Source organism: Candidatus Binatia bacterium (assembly GCA_036493895.1).
GTDB lineage: Bacteria > Desulfobacterota > Binatia > UBA1149 > CAITLU01 > DATNBU01.
In genome coordinates this window covers 76,045-91,035 of sequence record DASXOZ010000030.1, presented here as the reverse complement: position 1 = coordinate 91,035, position 14,991 = coordinate 76,045, and the positions used below count along the sequence as shown (strand labels likewise).

Genomic DNA, 14,991 nt, shown 5'->3' with positions numbered 1-14,991 from the left:
TTCAGTTTGCCGCCGCGCTGCCCGCGGGAGCGGGAGCGCCGGTCGACGACCGTTCGAGGACTCGGACCGGACATTCGGAAAGGGTTTCGTTGTCGATCAGCCGCACCGATCCGAGCCACGCGGCAACGGCGAGCACCGAGCGCTCATCGACGCTGGCCACCGCCGTCACCGTCTCGGGGTCGACCAGCTCGAGGTACTCGACCTCGAGGGCGCTGCAGCCCTCGAGCACGCGCCGCGCCTCGGCAACGAGCGCCGCGGAGTCACGCTCGCCGGCTGCGTAAGCAGCCGCGGCCGAAACGATGGCGCGGTGAACGACAGGCGCCATCGCACGCTCGGCAGGCGAAAGGCGTGCGTTGCGCGAGCTCATCGCCAGCCCGTCGCGCTCGCGCACGGTGTCACCGTCGACGATGCGCACAGGCAGATGCAGGTCCCGCACCATGCGACGCACCATGCGCAGCTGCTGGAAGTCCTTGCGGCCGAACACGGCCACGTGCGGCTGCACGATGTTCAGCAGCGCGGCGACCACGGTGGCCACGCCGTCGAAGTGGCCGGGACGATGCGCCCCGCAAAGGCCGTCGGTAAGACCCGATACGCTCACGCGCGTCGCCGCACCACTCGGATAGATCTCGTCGCGCGTCGGCAGGAACAGCACGTCCACGCCTTCCTCTTCGAGCATCGCCGCGTCGGTCTTGTCGTCGCGCGGGTAGTTCTCGAAGTCCTCGGCGTTGTTGAACTGCGTCGGGTTGACGAAGATCGAAACGACGACGAGATCGGCCAGCTCCCGCGCCTTGCGCACCAGCGCGACGTGTCCGTCGTGCAGGTAGCCCATCGTCGGCACGAAGCCGATGCGAAGCGAGCCCGCACGCGCCTGCGCGGCGAGCTCCTGCATCTTGGCGGCCGACTGCACGATCTTCATCGCGTCGCTCCCCGCTCGCTGCGCTCAGGCTTCCCGTACCAGCGTCACGGCGCGCGGCGACGAGAACGAGTGGGCGGTCGTCGGGAACGCACCGCTTCGCACTTCGCCGACGTACTGCGAAAAAGCCTCGACGGCCGCGCCGGCGAGATCGCCGTAGCGTTTGACGAACTTCGGCGCGAGCCGCTCTTCGAGGCCGAGCAGGTCGTGCATCACGAGCACCTGGCCGTCGCAGCCGGCACCTGCACCGATGCCGATGGTCGGAATCGCAACGCTCGCAGTGATCTGCGCAGCCAGGTCGGCAGGCATTCCTTCGAGAACGATCGCGAACGCGCCGGCTTCTTCGAGGATCTGCGCGTCTTCGAGCAGGCGGTCGCGGCCACCTGCAGCGTGACCGCCGCGGCGGCCCTGCACCTTGTGGCCGCCCATGCGATGCACCGACTGAGGCGTCAGTCCGATGTGTCCCATCACCGGAATGTCGATGTCGCAAAGGCGGCGCACGACGTCGGCCATCGGCGCTCCGCCTTCGAGCTTGACCGCTTCGGCTCCGCCTTCCTTGACGAGGCGACCGGCATTGGCGACCGCGTCGGCGACCGAGACCTGGTACGACAGGAACGGAAGGTCCGTGACGACGAGCGAGCGCGTGCTGCCCCTGGCGACCATCGAGGAGTGATAGACCATGTGGTCCATCGTCACCCCGAGCGTGTTCGCCCGGCCCTGCACGACCATGCCGAGCGAGTCGCCGACCAGCAGAAGGTCGGCGCCGGCCCGGTCGGCCAGGCGCGCAAACGTGCAGTCGTAGGCCGTCACCATCGCGAGCTTGCGCTCGCCCTTGGAGGCCAGGACCGCGGGTACCGTTACCTTGGAATGTTCGAAGCCAGCAGCCGACGTCGACACTTTGAAACCTCCCGAAGCGAGAAGGAGTGTCGGTAGCTGCGGCGAGCCTTCGGCGCGCACCTGCAGGCGCTGCGCCTTCGTCGCCGGTTCACCTTCGACCTCCGTCTCGGTCCTGAGCGGTCCGGAATCCCCTCAGCAAGCATCGCCACAACGGCGACTCTCGACTTTCCCGGGGGCCGGGCCTCTCTGCAGGCATCGCCGTCCTGGCGATGCTCAACCGGATCCAAGCGGCACGTAAACCTGGACTCCCTGTCCCATCGATCCGATCTCCCGGACAAGGTCGACCAGGTGGCCGCCATTCTCGACGAAGTCGATGTCCGAGCAACTGACGATGAGAAGCGGGGTGTCCCTGTAGCCGTGGAAGAACCTCCTGTAGGCTTCCGCGACCTTCTCGATGTACGCCCGGCCGATCTTGCGCTCGTACGGCCGGTCTCTCTTCTTCAACCTTCTAAGCAGGACTTCGATTTCCGCATCGAGGAAAATCACGAGGTCCGGCTTTCGGATCCTGGCATCGAGCAGCCCGTAGATCCTCTCGTACAGGGCCAGCTCGTCGGTCCCCAGCGTCAATCCCGCGAAGATTCTGTCCTTCGCGAAAAGGTAGTCGCTGACCACCGACTGCTCGAACAGGTCCATCTGGACCAGCTCCTGCTGCTGGCGGTAGCGTTCCACCAGGAACGAAAGCTGCGCCGTCAGCGCGTAGCGCTCGGGCTCCTCGTAAAACCGCGGGAGAAACGGGTTCTCCTCGACGGGTTCCCCGACGAGCCGGGCGCCGTAGTGCTTGGCCAGAAGCCGCGCCAGCGAGGACTTTCCGACTCCGATCGCGCCCTCGACCGTAATATAGCGGGCTTCCTGCGGCACTCGCCCTTCTTGCACGCCGCCGTGCGTCGCCGGGGCCGTCGTCGCCCCCGGACCCGCTTCCGCTGCCTGCGCCGCGCCCGCCTACCACGCAGTTGGCAAAAGGTCCAAAGGCCCTGCGTCCGGGTCTGTGCCCGGTTCCGTGCCGGGTTCATGCCGAGTCCAAGGCGGCTCTGTCCGGCCTGCGAAGGCCGTGAACGTGCGCCGATTCCTGACCGTTGGCGGGCGCCGTGCTACCCTGCGTCGATCCGGACGGCGGGGGTGGCAGGGTGGCCAAGGCGGCGGCGGCAAAAGCGGGAATTTCGGCGGGCGACCTGCTGATCATCGGCCTTCCTGGCCCGACTCTGGACGCGGAGGCTGCCTCGCTCATGGCCGAGGTCCGCCCCCTCGGCGTCATCCTGTTCCGGCGCAACATCACGAGCGTCTCCCAGCTCCGCGAGCTGACCTCCGCGCTTCGCCGCGAGCGGCCCGACCTCCTCATCGCGATCGATCATGAGGGCGGCCGCGTGCACCGGATGCCGTCCGACTTCACGCATTTTCCGCCGTCGCTCGTGATGGCGCGCAACGGCTCGCCCGGCCTGCTCAGGGAAGTCGCGGTTGCCCATGCCCGCGAGCTTCGCGATGCGGGCTTCAACCTGACGTTCTCGCCGGTGCTCGACGTGCACACCAATCCGGCCAATCCGGTGATCGGCGACCGCGCGTTCGGCACTACGCCCGAAGAAGTGATCCACAACGCGCTGCCGTACATGCAGGGCCTCGTCGAAGGCGGCATTCTTTCGTGCGGCAAGCATTTTCCCGGCCACGGCGACACCGCGGTCGATTCGCACCTCGAGCTGCCGGTGCTGCCGGCTTCGACGCACGGCACTGACCGTCTTCGCAGCCTCGAGTTCCGTCCTTTCGCGCGCGCGATCTCGCAGGGCGTGCCGATGATCATGACTGCGCACGTCGTCTGCGAAGCGCTCGATCGAGACAGGCCGGCCACGCTGAGCCCTCTCGCCATCGACGGTTGCCTGCGGCGCGAGCTCGGCTTCGACGGCTACGTGGTCTCCGACGATCTCGAGATGAAGGCGATCGCATCGCACTACAGTGTCGGCCGCGCCGCCGTGCTGTCGATCCTCGCAGGCTGCGACGGCTGCCTCGTGTGCGCGACTCCGTCGCTGATCCGCGAGGCTCACGAGGCGCTCCGCGCCGCAATCGAGAATGCGGAAATTACGCCGGTGATGCTGGCGACCATCACGCGCCGCCGCGACCGGATCCTCGACAAGGTCCGCCGGCTCGGACGCGTTCCGGTTCCGGAGCACTCGATCGGCGCGCCCGAGCACCTCGCACTGTGCGAACGGCTTCGCGAGCTGCCGCAGGCTGCGGCGGCCAAGGCCTGAGCAGTGACGATCGTTCGCACCGCTGCACGGGCTGCAGCCGCCGGATTCCTGCTGCTCGGTGCAGCAGCCGTTGCGCGCGCGGACGAATCCACCGGTGCCCAGCGTTACGAAGTCACGATCACGCCGCCCAAACGCGGTGGGACGGGCGCAGCGACGGAAGTGCCGGATGACTCGAGCACGACGGCGACGAGGGCAGCCGTCGGGAAGGTAAGCGACGATTCCGCTCGTGGTACGGCGGCGCCGGATTCGGCGGCTAGTTCCGGCGCGGCAGCGGACTCTTCGGCGCACGCGGGCAGTTCCGCTTCGCCGGGCACTGCCGTGGCGTCGCCGGCCGCTTCTGCCGGGTCTGCTTCCGCTGCTTCCGCTTCCGCTTCGTCCGCTGCATCCGCGGGGCCGCTGCACACGCTGCAGGTCGCGGCGTTTCGCCAGAAGAAAAGCGCAACGTCGCTGCGTGACGAGCTCTTGTCGGCGAGCTTCGCCGACGTCGCCGTGGTCGAGATCCAGTCGGGTGGCGAGTCGCTCTATCGCGTCAACGTCGGACGCCTTGCGCACGGGCCGGCTCTCGACGAGGTAAGAAAAAAACTGGTCGCAGCCGGGCATCCGGCCTTCGAGGTCGCGCTGCCGTCAGCGGACAACTGAGCGGCGGCCTTTCGCGCGCGAATCCTGCTTGGCGCCTCTCGCTTTGCGTGCGCTCCGCACGGCCTTGGCCAGGCCTTTTTCGTAGTTGCCGCGCACCACGCCGCTTTCCGTGAAAAACGCGCTGACGAGCTCGGCCGGCGTCACGTCGAACGCGGGATGGAACACCGACACTCCGCGCGCGGCAATGCGCCGGTCGCCGATGTGGGTCACTTCGCGCTCCCCTCGTTGTTCGATCGGGATGAGCTTGCCGCTGGCGCAGTCGAGATCGATCGACGACGTCGGAGCGGCGACAAAGAACGGAACGCGGTGGCGATGCGCAAGCACGGCGATCTGGTAAGTGCCGACCTTGTTGGCAACGTCGCCGTTGGCCGCCGTGCGATCGGTGCCGACGACGACCGAGCCGATCTTGCCGGCCGACATCAGCGCACCGACCATTCCGTCGGTGACCAGCGTGACGGGAATCCCCAGCTTGACCAGCTCCCACGACGTCAGGCGGGCACCCTGCAGGAAAGGCCGCGTTTCGGTGGCATAGACGCGAAATCGGCGCCCGCTTTCCCACGCCGCGCGGATCACGCCCAGCGCGGTGCCATAGCCGGCCGTCGCCAGCGCGCCGGCGTTGCAGTGCGTGAGCACGTCGCCGCGAAGCAGCGGAGCGCCGGCCTTTCCGAGCGCGCGATTGGCCGCGACGTCTTCGGCGTACATCGTCTCGGCGGTCGCGCGAAGCACCCTGGCCGCTTCGGCGCGCGACGCGCTGCGACCGTCGTGGCCCGCCGCCAGCAGGGCAGTGCGCTGGCGATCGATGGCCCACGCAAGGTTTACCGCCGTCGGTCTCGCGGCCTGCAACGTCGCAGCAGCGCGTTCGAAATCCTCGACGATGCGGCCCTCGCGAAAACGCCGCGCCGCAAGGGCGAGTCCGAAAGCAGCCGTCACGCCGATTGCAGGCGCACCGCGCACGACCATGTCGCGAATCGCCGCTGCCGTGTCGGCCGCTCCTTCGAGCCTCAGCCACACTTCGCGATCGGGAAGCTTTCGCTGGTCGAGAAGAGAAAGCCTTCCCGCTTTCCAGCGAATGGGCTCGACCGACGCACTACCGGGAGATCTGGCCACCGAAACACTCCTCGATCGTTCGCTCGGCGCGAAATCCGAGCAATACCGTCGCACGACTTCCGTCGGCGAGATTCCTCCAGCGAAGGTGCGCCTCGTCGAACGTGCCGGTCACCATCCATCCCGCCAGCGGCCCCGGTACCGGAATCGCGAGCACTCCGGCGAGCGCGAGCAGCCGCGACAGCGGAACGACCTCGTTCCCGACGATGTTGAGCACTTCGGCGCAGCGAGCGTCGACCGCGAGCACGATCGCACGCACGAGATCGTCGTAGTGCACCACCTGGCACGGCGGGTCGAAGCCGAGCACGCGGATGGCGGTGCGTGCAGCCACGTACGCTCCGAGAGGGCTGTCCATCGGTCCGCCAAAAACGCTCGCGCAGCGCAGCACCCCGACTCGCTGCCCGTTGGTCACTGCCCAAAGGACCAGCGCTTTTTCGGCTGCACGAAGCCCCTGGGCCCAGCGTGCGAGCGCCGATTCGAACACGTTCTGGCGCGGCAGCGCGTGTCGCTCATCGAAGACCAGCGGCGATCCCTGTGCAACGCCGTAGACCGCGGTCGACGACAGCAGGAGAAGCGCAGGAACGGCGCTGCCGTGCTGGAGACAGCGGTCCAGCGCCGAGGTCACCATCGAGGCGATCGACGGGTCCGACAGCCATGGCTGCTCCGGCGTGCGCGCCGATTCCGAAAGGGCGAGCACGACCAGCGTATCGGGTTTCGTCTCGGCGACGATCGCGGCAAGCTCGCGCGAGGCAATCGCCGACGACGGATCGATGCGCATCGCGGTGCTCGCTGCGCGCGGCGCGCCGATGCCTACGATCGCAATGCGGCGCTCGGGCGACGCCAGCGCGCGGGCGACGTCATCGGCAAGAGGGCCGCGCCCGATGACGAGCACCGAGTCTTTCGCTTCGCCGCCGGCCACGCGCTCGCATAGCGCCACAGCTTCTTTGACAAGTCGACAGCGGATCCGTAGCCTCGCGGCCCGTGGAATCCAGGTCACACACCGAGGTGATCCGCGCGCCGATCGAGCTGTGCTTCGACACGCTCGTCGACTTTGCCGAGTACCCGTCCTGGTTCCGCGTGATCCGCGCCGCGAAGATCGAAGAAGCCGATGCGGCAGCCGGAAAGTGGCGGGTGCGTTTCGAGCTGGATGCGGTCCTGAAAACCATCACCTACACGCTGGCCTACGAGGGCCGCCGCCCCGGCGAGCTCGTGTGGAAAATGACCGGCGGCGACTTGAAGGCCATCGAGGGGCGCTACGAGCTGATCGAGCTCGAGCCCGGCCTTACCGAGGCCACCTGCACCCAGGCCATCGACGTCGGGATGTGGGTGCCCGGCATCGTGCGGCGGGCCTTCGAAAGCTCGGCGGTCGCCGATTCGGTGCGCGAGCTGAAGGCTGCCGCCGAGGCGCGCGCCGAGGCCTGACGAGATCCTGTTTCGCAGAACTGCGATCGCTCGCGCAGGGCCGGCGCGAACATCGCCCGCGATCGGTGACTGCGGCCACAGGATGCGACGCAGCGCTCCCGCAAAAAAAGAAACGCCGGCGGCCTTTCGGCAGCCGGCGCAGTCCGCGCAGCAGTGATTATTGGTGGAGACGAGCGGGATCGAACCGCCGACCTCCTGAATGCCATTCAGGCGCTCTCCCAGCTGAGCTACGTCCCCGTGAGCGCGGAGGCCGGGATCCTAGACGGGATCGCTGCGGGGAACAACCGGCGAAGTGGCCGCCTGCAGGCCACGGGAGCAGCCGTTGCCGGCCTGCAAAGTGCGTGGACTGTCCGGTGCTTCGACCATAAACTCCTGAGCCCGCTTTCGCTTGTTCTGGAAGGAGACGCCCGTGCCCACTCTCGCCCTCGTCCGCCATGGCCAGTCCCAGTGGAACCTCGAGAACCGCTTCACCGGCTGGATCGACGTCCCGCTGACCGAACAGGGCCGCAGCGAGGCCATGCGCGCGGGTGAGCTGCTGAAGCACGCGGGGCTGCACTTCGACGTCGCATTCACGTCCGATCTCGTGCGAGCGCAGGAGACTCTGCGCATCATTCTCGACGGCCTCGGGCAGAACGCAGTGCCGACGACGCGCGACAAGGCGCTCAACGAACGGCACTACGGCGCGCTGCAGGGCCTGAACAAGCAGGAGACGGCCGACAAGTACGGCGCCGAGCAGGTCCACCAGTGGCGCCGCAGCTACGACATCGCGCCGCCAGAAGGCGAGAGCCTCAAGGACACCGCCGCGCGCACGCTGCCGTACTTCGACGCGACGATCCTGCCCGAGCTCAAGGCCGGTCGCGACGTCATCGTCGCTGCCCACGGCAACAGCCTGCGTTCGATCGTCATGCAGCTCGACAAGCTCACGCGCGAGCAGGTGCTCGAGCTGAACCTCGATACCGGTGTCCCTCTCGTCTACGAGTTCGATCGCGACGGAAACGTCGCTTCGAAGAAAATCCTGAGGCCATGAGAGGGGGGCGCGCCATCGTCAAGGTGACGGTCGGCACGGGCATCGGTGCTTTCTGCCTGTGGCTCGCGCTGCGCCAGGTTGCCCTGTCGGAGGTGATCGACGCCCTCGACCGCTTCGACCATCGCTGGCTCGTCGCTGCGTTCGCGGTGAGCCTGGCCATCCAGGTGTTGCGCGCGTGGCGGTGGCAGCTGGAGCTGACCCCGCTTGCGCGACTTCCGTACGGACTGCTGTGGAAGTGCGTGTCGGTGGCCTACATGATGATCAACGTGCTGCCGTTCCGGCTGGGGGAGCCGGTACGGCCGTTGTTGTTGTCGTGGAAAACGGGGCTCGCGATCCCTGCGATCGTCGGCAACTGGATTTTCGAGAAGATGATGGACACCGCGGTGATGGTGCTGCTCGTGCACGCGACGCTGCTGATGACCGACCTTCCCCCGTGGGCCCGCAAGGCTTCGACCGGAAGCCTCGTGATGTTCCTGTCCTTGCTCTTCCTCGTGGTCGGTTTCTGGCTGCGCGGCGAGAAATTCTTCGACCGTACGGTGGCCCGGGCGCTTCCGGAGCACTCGTGCGCGAAAGTGCGTCACGTGTTGCAGCACGCGCGTGAGGGCCTGCAGATCCTGCCCGACAAGCGGCTGGTCGCCGCCGTCTTCGGCGTGACGCTGCTGCTCTGGCTGCTGCCGATCTTCTCGAGCTGGCTGCTGATCCAGGGCTTCGGCTTCCAGGTTCCGCCGTCGGCAGCGTTCTGCGTGTTCCTCTGCGTCGGCGTCGGCACGGCGCTGCCGAATCCGCCGGGGATGGTGGGGATCTTCCAGATCGCCTCGGTCGTCGCGCTCGGCCTGTACGGCGTGCCGCGCTCGGATGCCGTGGCCTACGGGATCGTGCTCAACGCCTTGCAACTCTTCTCACTGGTCCTGCAGGGCGTGATCGCAATGCCGCTGCTCGGAGTCGGCATCTCGCGGCTTACTCACGCGGCGGTCGAGAGCCACCACCAGGCAAAGCCGTGTCCGGCCGCGCCCCAGCATTGAGTGCGCCGGACATGGCCAAGTCGCGGCAGCGCTCCCTTTTCGACGATTCCCCGGAAGGTGCGCCCGAAGAAGCGCACGAGGCTGCGCACGGGCGAGGCCGCGCACGCGAGAGCACCGGCGCACGCGAGGATGATGGCGCGACCTCCGCTCCCGACCGCTCCCAAATCCCGCTTGCCGAACGAATGCGTCCGGCCGGCGTCGACGAGATCGCCGGCCACCAGGCCCTGGTTGCGCCGGGCACTTTCCTCGGCGGCCTGCTTCGCGGCACGACACCGCCGCGCTCGCTGCTGATCTGGGGCCCGCCCGGCAGCGGCAAGACGACGATCGCAAGGCTGTTGGCCCAGCGCGCCGGCTACGAGCTGGTCGCGATGTCGGCCGTGCTCGGCAGCATCAAGGAGCTGCGCGAAATTCTTGCCGAGGCGCGCGAGCGGCGGCGCCTGGCGCGCAAGGGAACGATCCTGTTCGTCGACGAGATCCACCGCTTCAACAAGGCGCAGCAGGACGCCTTTTTGCCGCACGTCGAGAGCGGCGACATCGTGCTCGTCGGCGCCACCACCGAAAATCCGTCGTTCGAGGTCATCGCTCCGCTGCTGTCGCGCTGCCGGCTGGTCGTGCTGCCCGAGCTGCCCGAATCGGAAATCGCAGTCGTCATTTCCCGCGCCCTCGCCGACCGCGAGCGCGGACTTGGCGAGTCCGGACTCGCGATCGACGACGATGCGCGACACTTCCTGGCCTCGATGGCCCACGGCGACGCGCGCTCCGCGCTCGGAGCGCTCGAAGCTGCGGCCGACCTGGCCGTCGCGGCGGGCACGGCCAGGATCGACCGCCGCCTGGCCGAAGAGGCCCTGCAGCGAAAAGCGCTGCGCTACGACGCTTCGGGCGAAGAGCACTACAACGTCATCTCGGCGTTCATCAAGAGCATGCGGGGCAGCGACGTCGATGCGACCGTCTACTGGCTTGCGCGCCTGATCGAGGCCGGCGAGGATCCGCTGTTCATCGCGCGCCGAATGGTGATCTTCGCGAGCGAGGATGTCGGCATTGCCGATCCCGCGGCGCTGCCGCTGGCGATCGCGGCGCGCGATGCCGTGCACTTCGTCGGCATGCCCGAAGGACGCATCCCGCTGGCCCACGCCGCCGTGCACCTTGCGAGGGCGCCCAAATCGAACCACGCCTACACGGCCATCGGCGCCGCCCTCGACGAAGCGCGCGCGAGCGGAGCGCTGCCGGTGCCGCTGCACCTTCGCAATGCCCCGACCGGAATGATGAAAGGGCTCGGCTACGGACGCGGGTACGCGTACCCGCACAGCGATTCGGGCAAAGCCAGGGGGCAGCAGTACCTCCCGGATGCGATCAGGGAAAAGAAGTTCTTCCGCGATCCCGAAAAAGACGACTGACCAGCAGGTTGCGGGTAAACCCCGGAGCCTGCTAGCCTCGGGACTGCTGCGGATAGTCCACGCGCACCAGCACGAGCCCCGCTGCCGGCGCCGTCTGCCCCGCTTGTGTGCGGCTTCCGCCGTCGATCAGCCTCGCGAACGTCGCCTCCGGCAGCTTGCCGGTCGAGACGTCGACCATCGAGCCGACCAGCGCGCGCACCATCTGCTTGAGAAAGGCCGTGGCCGAAATCCGGTACACGAGGACGTGGCCGTCGCGAAGCCACACGCTTTCGCTCACGCGGCGGCGCGTGCTCGGCGACTCGCAATCGGCAGCGCGAAAGGCCGAGAAATCGTGCTCTCCGACCAGCATCGACGCCTGTCTCTGCAAATGCTCGATGTCCAGCGGCGCGTGCAGGTGCCAGCTGCGGCCCGCCAGAAACGGCGACGGCGGCCGCGCGTTGACGATCGTGTACTCGTAGGTGCGCGAGACGGCGTGGCGGCGCGGATCGAACGATGCCGCGACGGGAACCAGCTCGACGATCGTGATGCTCGGATCGGTCAGCGCATTGATCGATCGCGTGAGCCGGTCCAAATCCACGTCGTCATCGAGCTCGAACGCGATCACCTGCCCGCTGGCATGAACCCCGGCATCGGTTCGTCCGGCAGCATGGATGCGCACCGGCCGCCGCGTCACGACCGCCAGCGCTTTTTCGATCTCGCCCTGGATCGTCGGCGCGCCTGTCTGGAGCTGCCAGCCGGCCCAACTCGTGCCGATGTATTCGACGGTGCCGCGGACGCGCATCGCTTTTTCCCGGGGAAACAGGCCCGCAGGACGCGCGAGAACGCGTCCTGCGGGCACGCCGTTTACGGCCCGACGCTCGCCGCTGCGGCAGTCGAGTCGCCGCGCAGCCTCGTGCGACGCGCCTCGAGCCGGTTCAGCGCGTCGATGAACGCAAGGGCACTGGCCATCACGACGTCGGTGTGCGCGCCGTGGCCTCGCACGCCGACTCCGTCCTCGCGCACGAAGCAGCTCACGTCGCCGATCGCGTCGGTGCCGCCGGTGATGCCCTTGACCTGGTAGCTTTCGAGCTTGGGATCGATGCCGGTCGCGTCCTTGATCGCGCGGTAGCACGCATCGACGATGCCGTCGCCTTCGGCCGTGCAGCGGCGTACGACGCCGGCAACCGATACTTCGACGGTCGCGCGAGGCCCGCCGTGCAGCGTCGAGGCGACCTCGACGTTGCGCAGCTCGAACCGTCCCTCGTCGATGCTGTCGTCCGCGCAGATCGCGTACAGGTCCTCGTCGAACACGTCCTTCTTCTTGTCGGCCAGATCCTTGAAGCGCGCGAACGCATCGTTGACGTCGACGCGGCCGAGGTCGATGCCGAGCTCGCGCAGTCGGTCGACGAACGCGTGGCGCCCCGAGTGCTTGCCGAGCACGATCGAGTTGCTCAGGCGCCCGACCGACTCGGGCCGCATGATCTCGTACGTGAGCTTGTTCTTCATGACGCCGTCCTGGTGGATGCCCGCCTCGTGGGCGAACGCGTTGGCTCCCACCACCGGCTTGGTCGGCGCAATGGCCACTCCGATCGTCTTCGACAGCGCCTGGCTGGCCGGGTAGATGTGCTTCGTCTTCACGCGCGTCGTGACGCCGAAGTGGTCGCGGCGCGTGTCCAGCGCCATCACGACCTCTTCCATCGACGTGTTGCCGGCCCTCTCGCCGATGCCGTTGATCGTGCATTCCACCTGGCGCGCACCGCCCTCGATGGCGCCGAGCGAATTGGCGACCGCCAGGCCGAGGTCGTTGTGGTTGTGCGTGCTCCAGATGACGCGGTCGCCGCCGGGCGTGCGCGTGCGCAGCGTGCGGAACAGGTCGCGCAGCTGGGCCGGGACCGCATAGCCCGTCGTGTCGGGCACGTTGCAGACGACGGCGCCGGCGCGGATGACCTCGCCGAAGACGGTGACGAGGTAATCGATGTCGCTGCGCGAGGCGTCTTCGGCCGAGAACTCGATGTAGTCGACGTGCCGCTTGGCCCTTTCGACGGCCCATACCGCGGCATCGACGACTTCCTGGCGGCTCATGTTGAGCTTGTGCTCCAGGTGCAGGTCGGAGGTCGCAATGAAGATGTGGATGCCGGGATTCTCCGCGCAATCGACGGCTTCGAGCGCGCTGTCGATGTCGCCTTCGCGCGGGCGCGCCAGGCTGAGCACGACCGGGCCGCGCACACTGCTCGCTACCGCGCGCACGGCGTCGAAATCGCCGGGCGAGGCCGCGGCGAAACCGGCCTCGATGACATCGACGCCGAGAGCCTCGAGCTGGCGCGCGATGACGAGCTTCTCGTCGACGTTCATCGTGCAGCCGGGAGACTGCTCGCCGTCTCTCAAGGTCGTGTCGAAGATCCTTACCCAGTCGTTCTGGTCGCTCATCGTCCCTCTCCATTCCGGGGCGGCCGCGCCGAGTCGGCGTCCGCTGCTTCCGGGGCGGCCGCCTCGAGTCGGCGTCCGCTGCTTGTGGCGCGGGTCCCGGAAATGCAAAAGCCGCGGGACCCGCGGCTTTTCTTTTCGACGCCGCGCGATTTTCATCGCGCGCGATAATCGAATCGCTGCGGGTGGTTTTGGATTTGCCCGTCCGCAGCTCTCAGGGATGTGGCCGAAGCTACACCGCCGCCTGAGCCCCGGACGGGCCTCTAAGGAGCAGCAGCGAAGCAAGCGTGTCGGCCGCGAAGAACATCGGACAACCAAGGTAGCGGCGTCAGGGGGGCCCTGTCAACCGCAACGTCGGGAGCCTGCCGCAGGCATTCCCCCCTCAGGCGTGGTCGAGGTGCTCGACCCCTCAGGCGTGGTCGAGATGCTCGACCTTGCGCGGTCCCTCTTCGTCCTCGCCGAGAGCCTCGCCGAACGGCTTTTCCCCGCGGCGCAGCGCCATCAGCGCCATCCACGGGCCCGACAGCACGTACAGCGAGATGCCGGTGAAGATGAACGGCTTGTACGCCGCGACTGCGAAGCTGAGCAGCAGCACCGCGATGACGAAGCTCGACAGCGGCTGGCGCCCGTGGAGCTTGAGGTTCTTGAAGCTCGTGTAGCGCACGGTGCTGACCATCAGCAGCGCCAGCGCGTACGTGAGCAGCAGCAGCGCGATGTGCTTGGGCGGAAGACCCGAGCGCCCGACGTACTGGTACATCATCACGACCGACGACAGCATCAGCGCCGAGCCCGGCACCGGAAGCCCGAGGAAGAAACCCGGATCGCTGCGGCCGACGAGAAGATTGAAGCGCGCAAGGCGGATCGCCGAGCAGATCACGTACAGGCCGACCGCCGACCAGCCCCACACTCCCCACGGCACCAGCGCCCACTTGTAGATCAACAGGCCCGGCGCAACGCCGAACGACACGAGGTCGCACAGCGAGTCGTACTCGATGCCGAAGCGGCTTGTCGAGTTCGTCAGCCGCGCGATCCTTCCGTCGAGGCTGTCGAAGATCTGCGCGGCGACCACGGCAAGGGCCGCGATGGTGTAGCTGCCCTGCATCGTCTGCACGAGCGAGTAGATGCCGCAGAACAGCCCGACCGACGTGATCAGGTTCGGGAGAAGATAGATCCCGCGCCGCGGGACCGAATCCTGCAGCAGGGCCAGGCGGGCCCTGCGTGCTTCGCGTCGCACTTCACGCCGCCTTGGGTTCATCGATGGCTCCCGCTGTCGCATCCAGCCACGCAAGCGTCGTCTGGCCGGCCCGGACAGTCTCGCCGGGCCTTACCGCAAGCCGTGCCTGGGGCGGCAGGTAAACGTCGACCCTGGACCCGAACATGATGAGCCCGAACCGCTCCGCACGCGAGAGCTGGGCCCTCGGCCGCATCCGGTTGACGATGCGCCGCGCCAGGAAGCCGGCGATCTGCACGACGACGACCTCGGCGCCTGCAGCGGTGCGCAGCAGCATCGAGCTCGACTCGTTGATCGCGTCGGCATCCGACTTGTAGGCCGCGCCGAAGCGCCCCGGCTTGTGCTCGATCTTCTCGACGGTGGCTGCCAGCGGCGAGCGGTTCACGTGCACGTCCAGCGGCGACATGAAAATGGCCACCTTGACGGTCGACCCGGGCGCGAAGCGGTGCGGCGACGCGCCGGTTTCGGCAAATACGACGCGACCGTCGGCGGGACTCACGACGGCGGCAGGATCCTGCGGCGCTTGACGCTCGGGATCGCGAAAGAACAGCAGCACACCGAGGGCGAGCGCCGCCGCAATGCCGAAGACGACGGCGCCGAACAACAGCCCCGCGACGACGGCCACGGCCGCGGCGATGCCGGCGACCATCGTGCCTTCGCTTGCGAACTTCACCGCGGCTCCACCACCATTCGGGCCGCTGTCGG

15 protein-coding genes and 1 tRNA gene are annotated in these 14,991 nt (G+C 67.8%); 6 read left to right on the top strand and 10 right to left on the bottom strand.

Going from position 1 to position 14,991, the window contains the following annotated elements:
• Position 1: 1 nt before the first annotated feature.
• The 3 genes from panC to VGK20_08505 form a co-directional block, all read right to left on the bottom strand.
• Positions 2-916: a pantoate--beta-alanine ligase gene (panC, locus tag VGK20_08515; GenBank protein ID HEY2774080.1), complete on the bottom strand. Its 915-nt coding sequence runs from the start codon at positions 914-916 to the stop codon at positions 2-4.
• A gap of 24 nt (positions 917-940) precedes the next feature.
• Positions 941-1,810: a 3-methyl-2-oxobutanoate hydroxymethyltransferase gene (panB, locus tag VGK20_08510; protein HEY2774079.1), complete on the bottom strand. Its 870-nt coding sequence runs from the start codon at positions 1,808-1,810 to the stop codon at positions 941-943.
• Positions 1,811-2,023: 213 nt separating this feature from the next.
• Complete coding sequence (locus VGK20_08505; GenBank protein ID HEY2774078.1) at positions 2,024-2,668, bottom strand: deoxynucleoside kinase; 645 nt, start codon at positions 2,666-2,668, stop codon at positions 2,024-2,026.
• Positions 2,669-2,934: 266 nt separating this feature from the next.
• Between VGK20_08505 and nagZ the strand changes: the two genes are divergently transcribed.
• Together nagZ and VGK20_08495 are read left to right on the top strand one after the other, a co-directional pair.
• Positions 2,935-4,044 carry a beta-N-acetylhexosaminidase gene (gene nagZ / locus VGK20_08500; GenBank protein HEY2774077.1) on the top strand — a complete coding sequence of 370 codons (1,110 nt, stop codon included), beginning with the start codon at positions 2,935-2,937 and terminating at the stop codon, positions 4,042-4,044.
• Between the two features lie 3 nt (positions 4,045-4,047).
• Positions 4,048-4,683 (top strand): SPOR domain-containing protein, encoded by a 636-nt coding sequence (locus tag VGK20_08495; GenBank protein HEY2774076.1) that lies wholly within the window; start codon positions 4,048-4,050, stop codon positions 4,681-4,683.
• On the opposite strand, the gene mtnA is transcribed toward VGK20_08495, so the two are convergent.
• Positions 4,669-5,790: an S-methyl-5-thioribose-1-phosphate isomerase gene (gene mtnA, locus VGK20_08490; protein HEY2774075.1), complete on the bottom strand. Its 1,122-nt coding sequence runs from the start codon at positions 5,788-5,790 to the stop codon at positions 4,669-4,671. The two genes, VGK20_08495 and mtnA, sit on opposite strands and share 15 nt — an antisense overlap.
• Entirely contained in the window at positions 5,771-6,724 is a 954-nt protein-coding gene (locus VGK20_08485) for an NAD-dependent epimerase/dehydratase family protein (GenBank protein ID HEY2774074.1), read from the bottom strand. Before VGK20_08485 ends, mtnA begins: the two co-directional genes overlap by 20 nt.
• 44 nt (positions 6,725-6,768) lie before the next feature.
• On the opposite strand from VGK20_08485, the gene VGK20_08480 reads away from it, so the two are divergent.
• Positions 6,769-7,209 (top strand): SRPBCC family protein, encoded by a 441-nt coding sequence (locus VGK20_08480; GenBank protein HEY2774073.1) that lies wholly within the window; start codon positions 6,769-6,771, stop codon positions 7,207-7,209.
• A 161-nt stretch (positions 7,210-7,370) separates the two neighbouring features.
• Here the strand turns inward: VGK20_08480 and VGK20_08475 are convergent.
• Positions 7,371-7,446 (bottom strand) — tRNA-Ala (locus tag VGK20_08475).
• A gap of 172 nt (positions 7,447-7,618) precedes the next feature.
• Here VGK20_08475 and VGK20_08470 point away from each other — a divergent pair.
• The 3 genes from VGK20_08470 to VGK20_08460 are packed head-to-tail and all read left to right on the top strand — an operon-like array spanning position 7,619 to position 10,652.
• The gene (locus VGK20_08470; GenBank protein ID HEY2774072.1) at positions 7,619-8,236 is read left to right on the top strand and encodes a 2,3-diphosphoglycerate-dependent phosphoglycerate mutase; all 618 of its coding nucleotides are present in this window, start codon (positions 7,619-7,621) and stop codon (positions 8,234-8,236) included.
• Positions 8,233-9,258 carry a lysylphosphatidylglycerol synthase transmembrane domain-containing protein gene (locus VGK20_08465; protein HEY2774071.1) on the top strand — a complete coding sequence of 342 codons (1,026 nt, stop codon included), beginning with the start codon at positions 8,233-8,235 and terminating at the stop codon, positions 9,256-9,258. Before VGK20_08470 ends, VGK20_08465 begins: the two co-directional genes overlap by 4 nt.
• Positions 9,255-10,652, top strand: coding sequence for a replication-associated recombination protein A (locus VGK20_08460; GenBank protein HEY2774070.1), 1,398 nt, complete (start codon positions 9,255-9,257; stop codon positions 10,650-10,652). Before VGK20_08465 ends, VGK20_08460 begins: the two co-directional genes overlap by 4 nt.
• A gap of 31 nt (positions 10,653-10,683) precedes the next feature.
• On the opposite strand, the gene truA is transcribed toward VGK20_08460, so the two are convergent.
• The 4 genes from truA to VGK20_08440 form a co-directional block, all read right to left on the bottom strand.
• Complete coding sequence (gene truA / locus VGK20_08455) at positions 10,684-11,433, bottom strand: tRNA pseudouridine(38-40) synthase TruA (protein HEY2774069.1); 750 nt, start codon at positions 11,431-11,433, stop codon at positions 10,684-10,686.
• 62 nt (positions 11,434-11,495) lie between these two features.
• Positions 11,496-13,058 (bottom strand): 2-isopropylmalate synthase, encoded by a 1,563-nt coding sequence (locus VGK20_08450; protein ID HEY2774068.1) that lies wholly within the window; start codon positions 13,056-13,058, stop codon positions 11,496-11,498.
• A 406-nt stretch (positions 13,059-13,464) separates the two neighbouring features.
• Complete coding sequence (pssA, locus tag VGK20_08445) at positions 13,465-14,310, bottom strand: CDP-diacylglycerol--serine O-phosphatidyltransferase (GenBank protein ID HEY2774067.1); 846 nt, start codon at positions 14,308-14,310, stop codon at positions 13,465-13,467.
• A complete protein-coding gene (locus VGK20_08440) occupies positions 14,291-14,959 on the bottom strand; it encodes a phosphatidylserine decarboxylase (GenBank protein ID HEY2774066.1) in 669 nt (222 codons plus the stop codon). The genes pssA and VGK20_08440 overlap by 20 nt, the downstream gene beginning before the upstream one ends.
• Positions 14,960-14,991 lie beyond the last annotated feature (32 nt).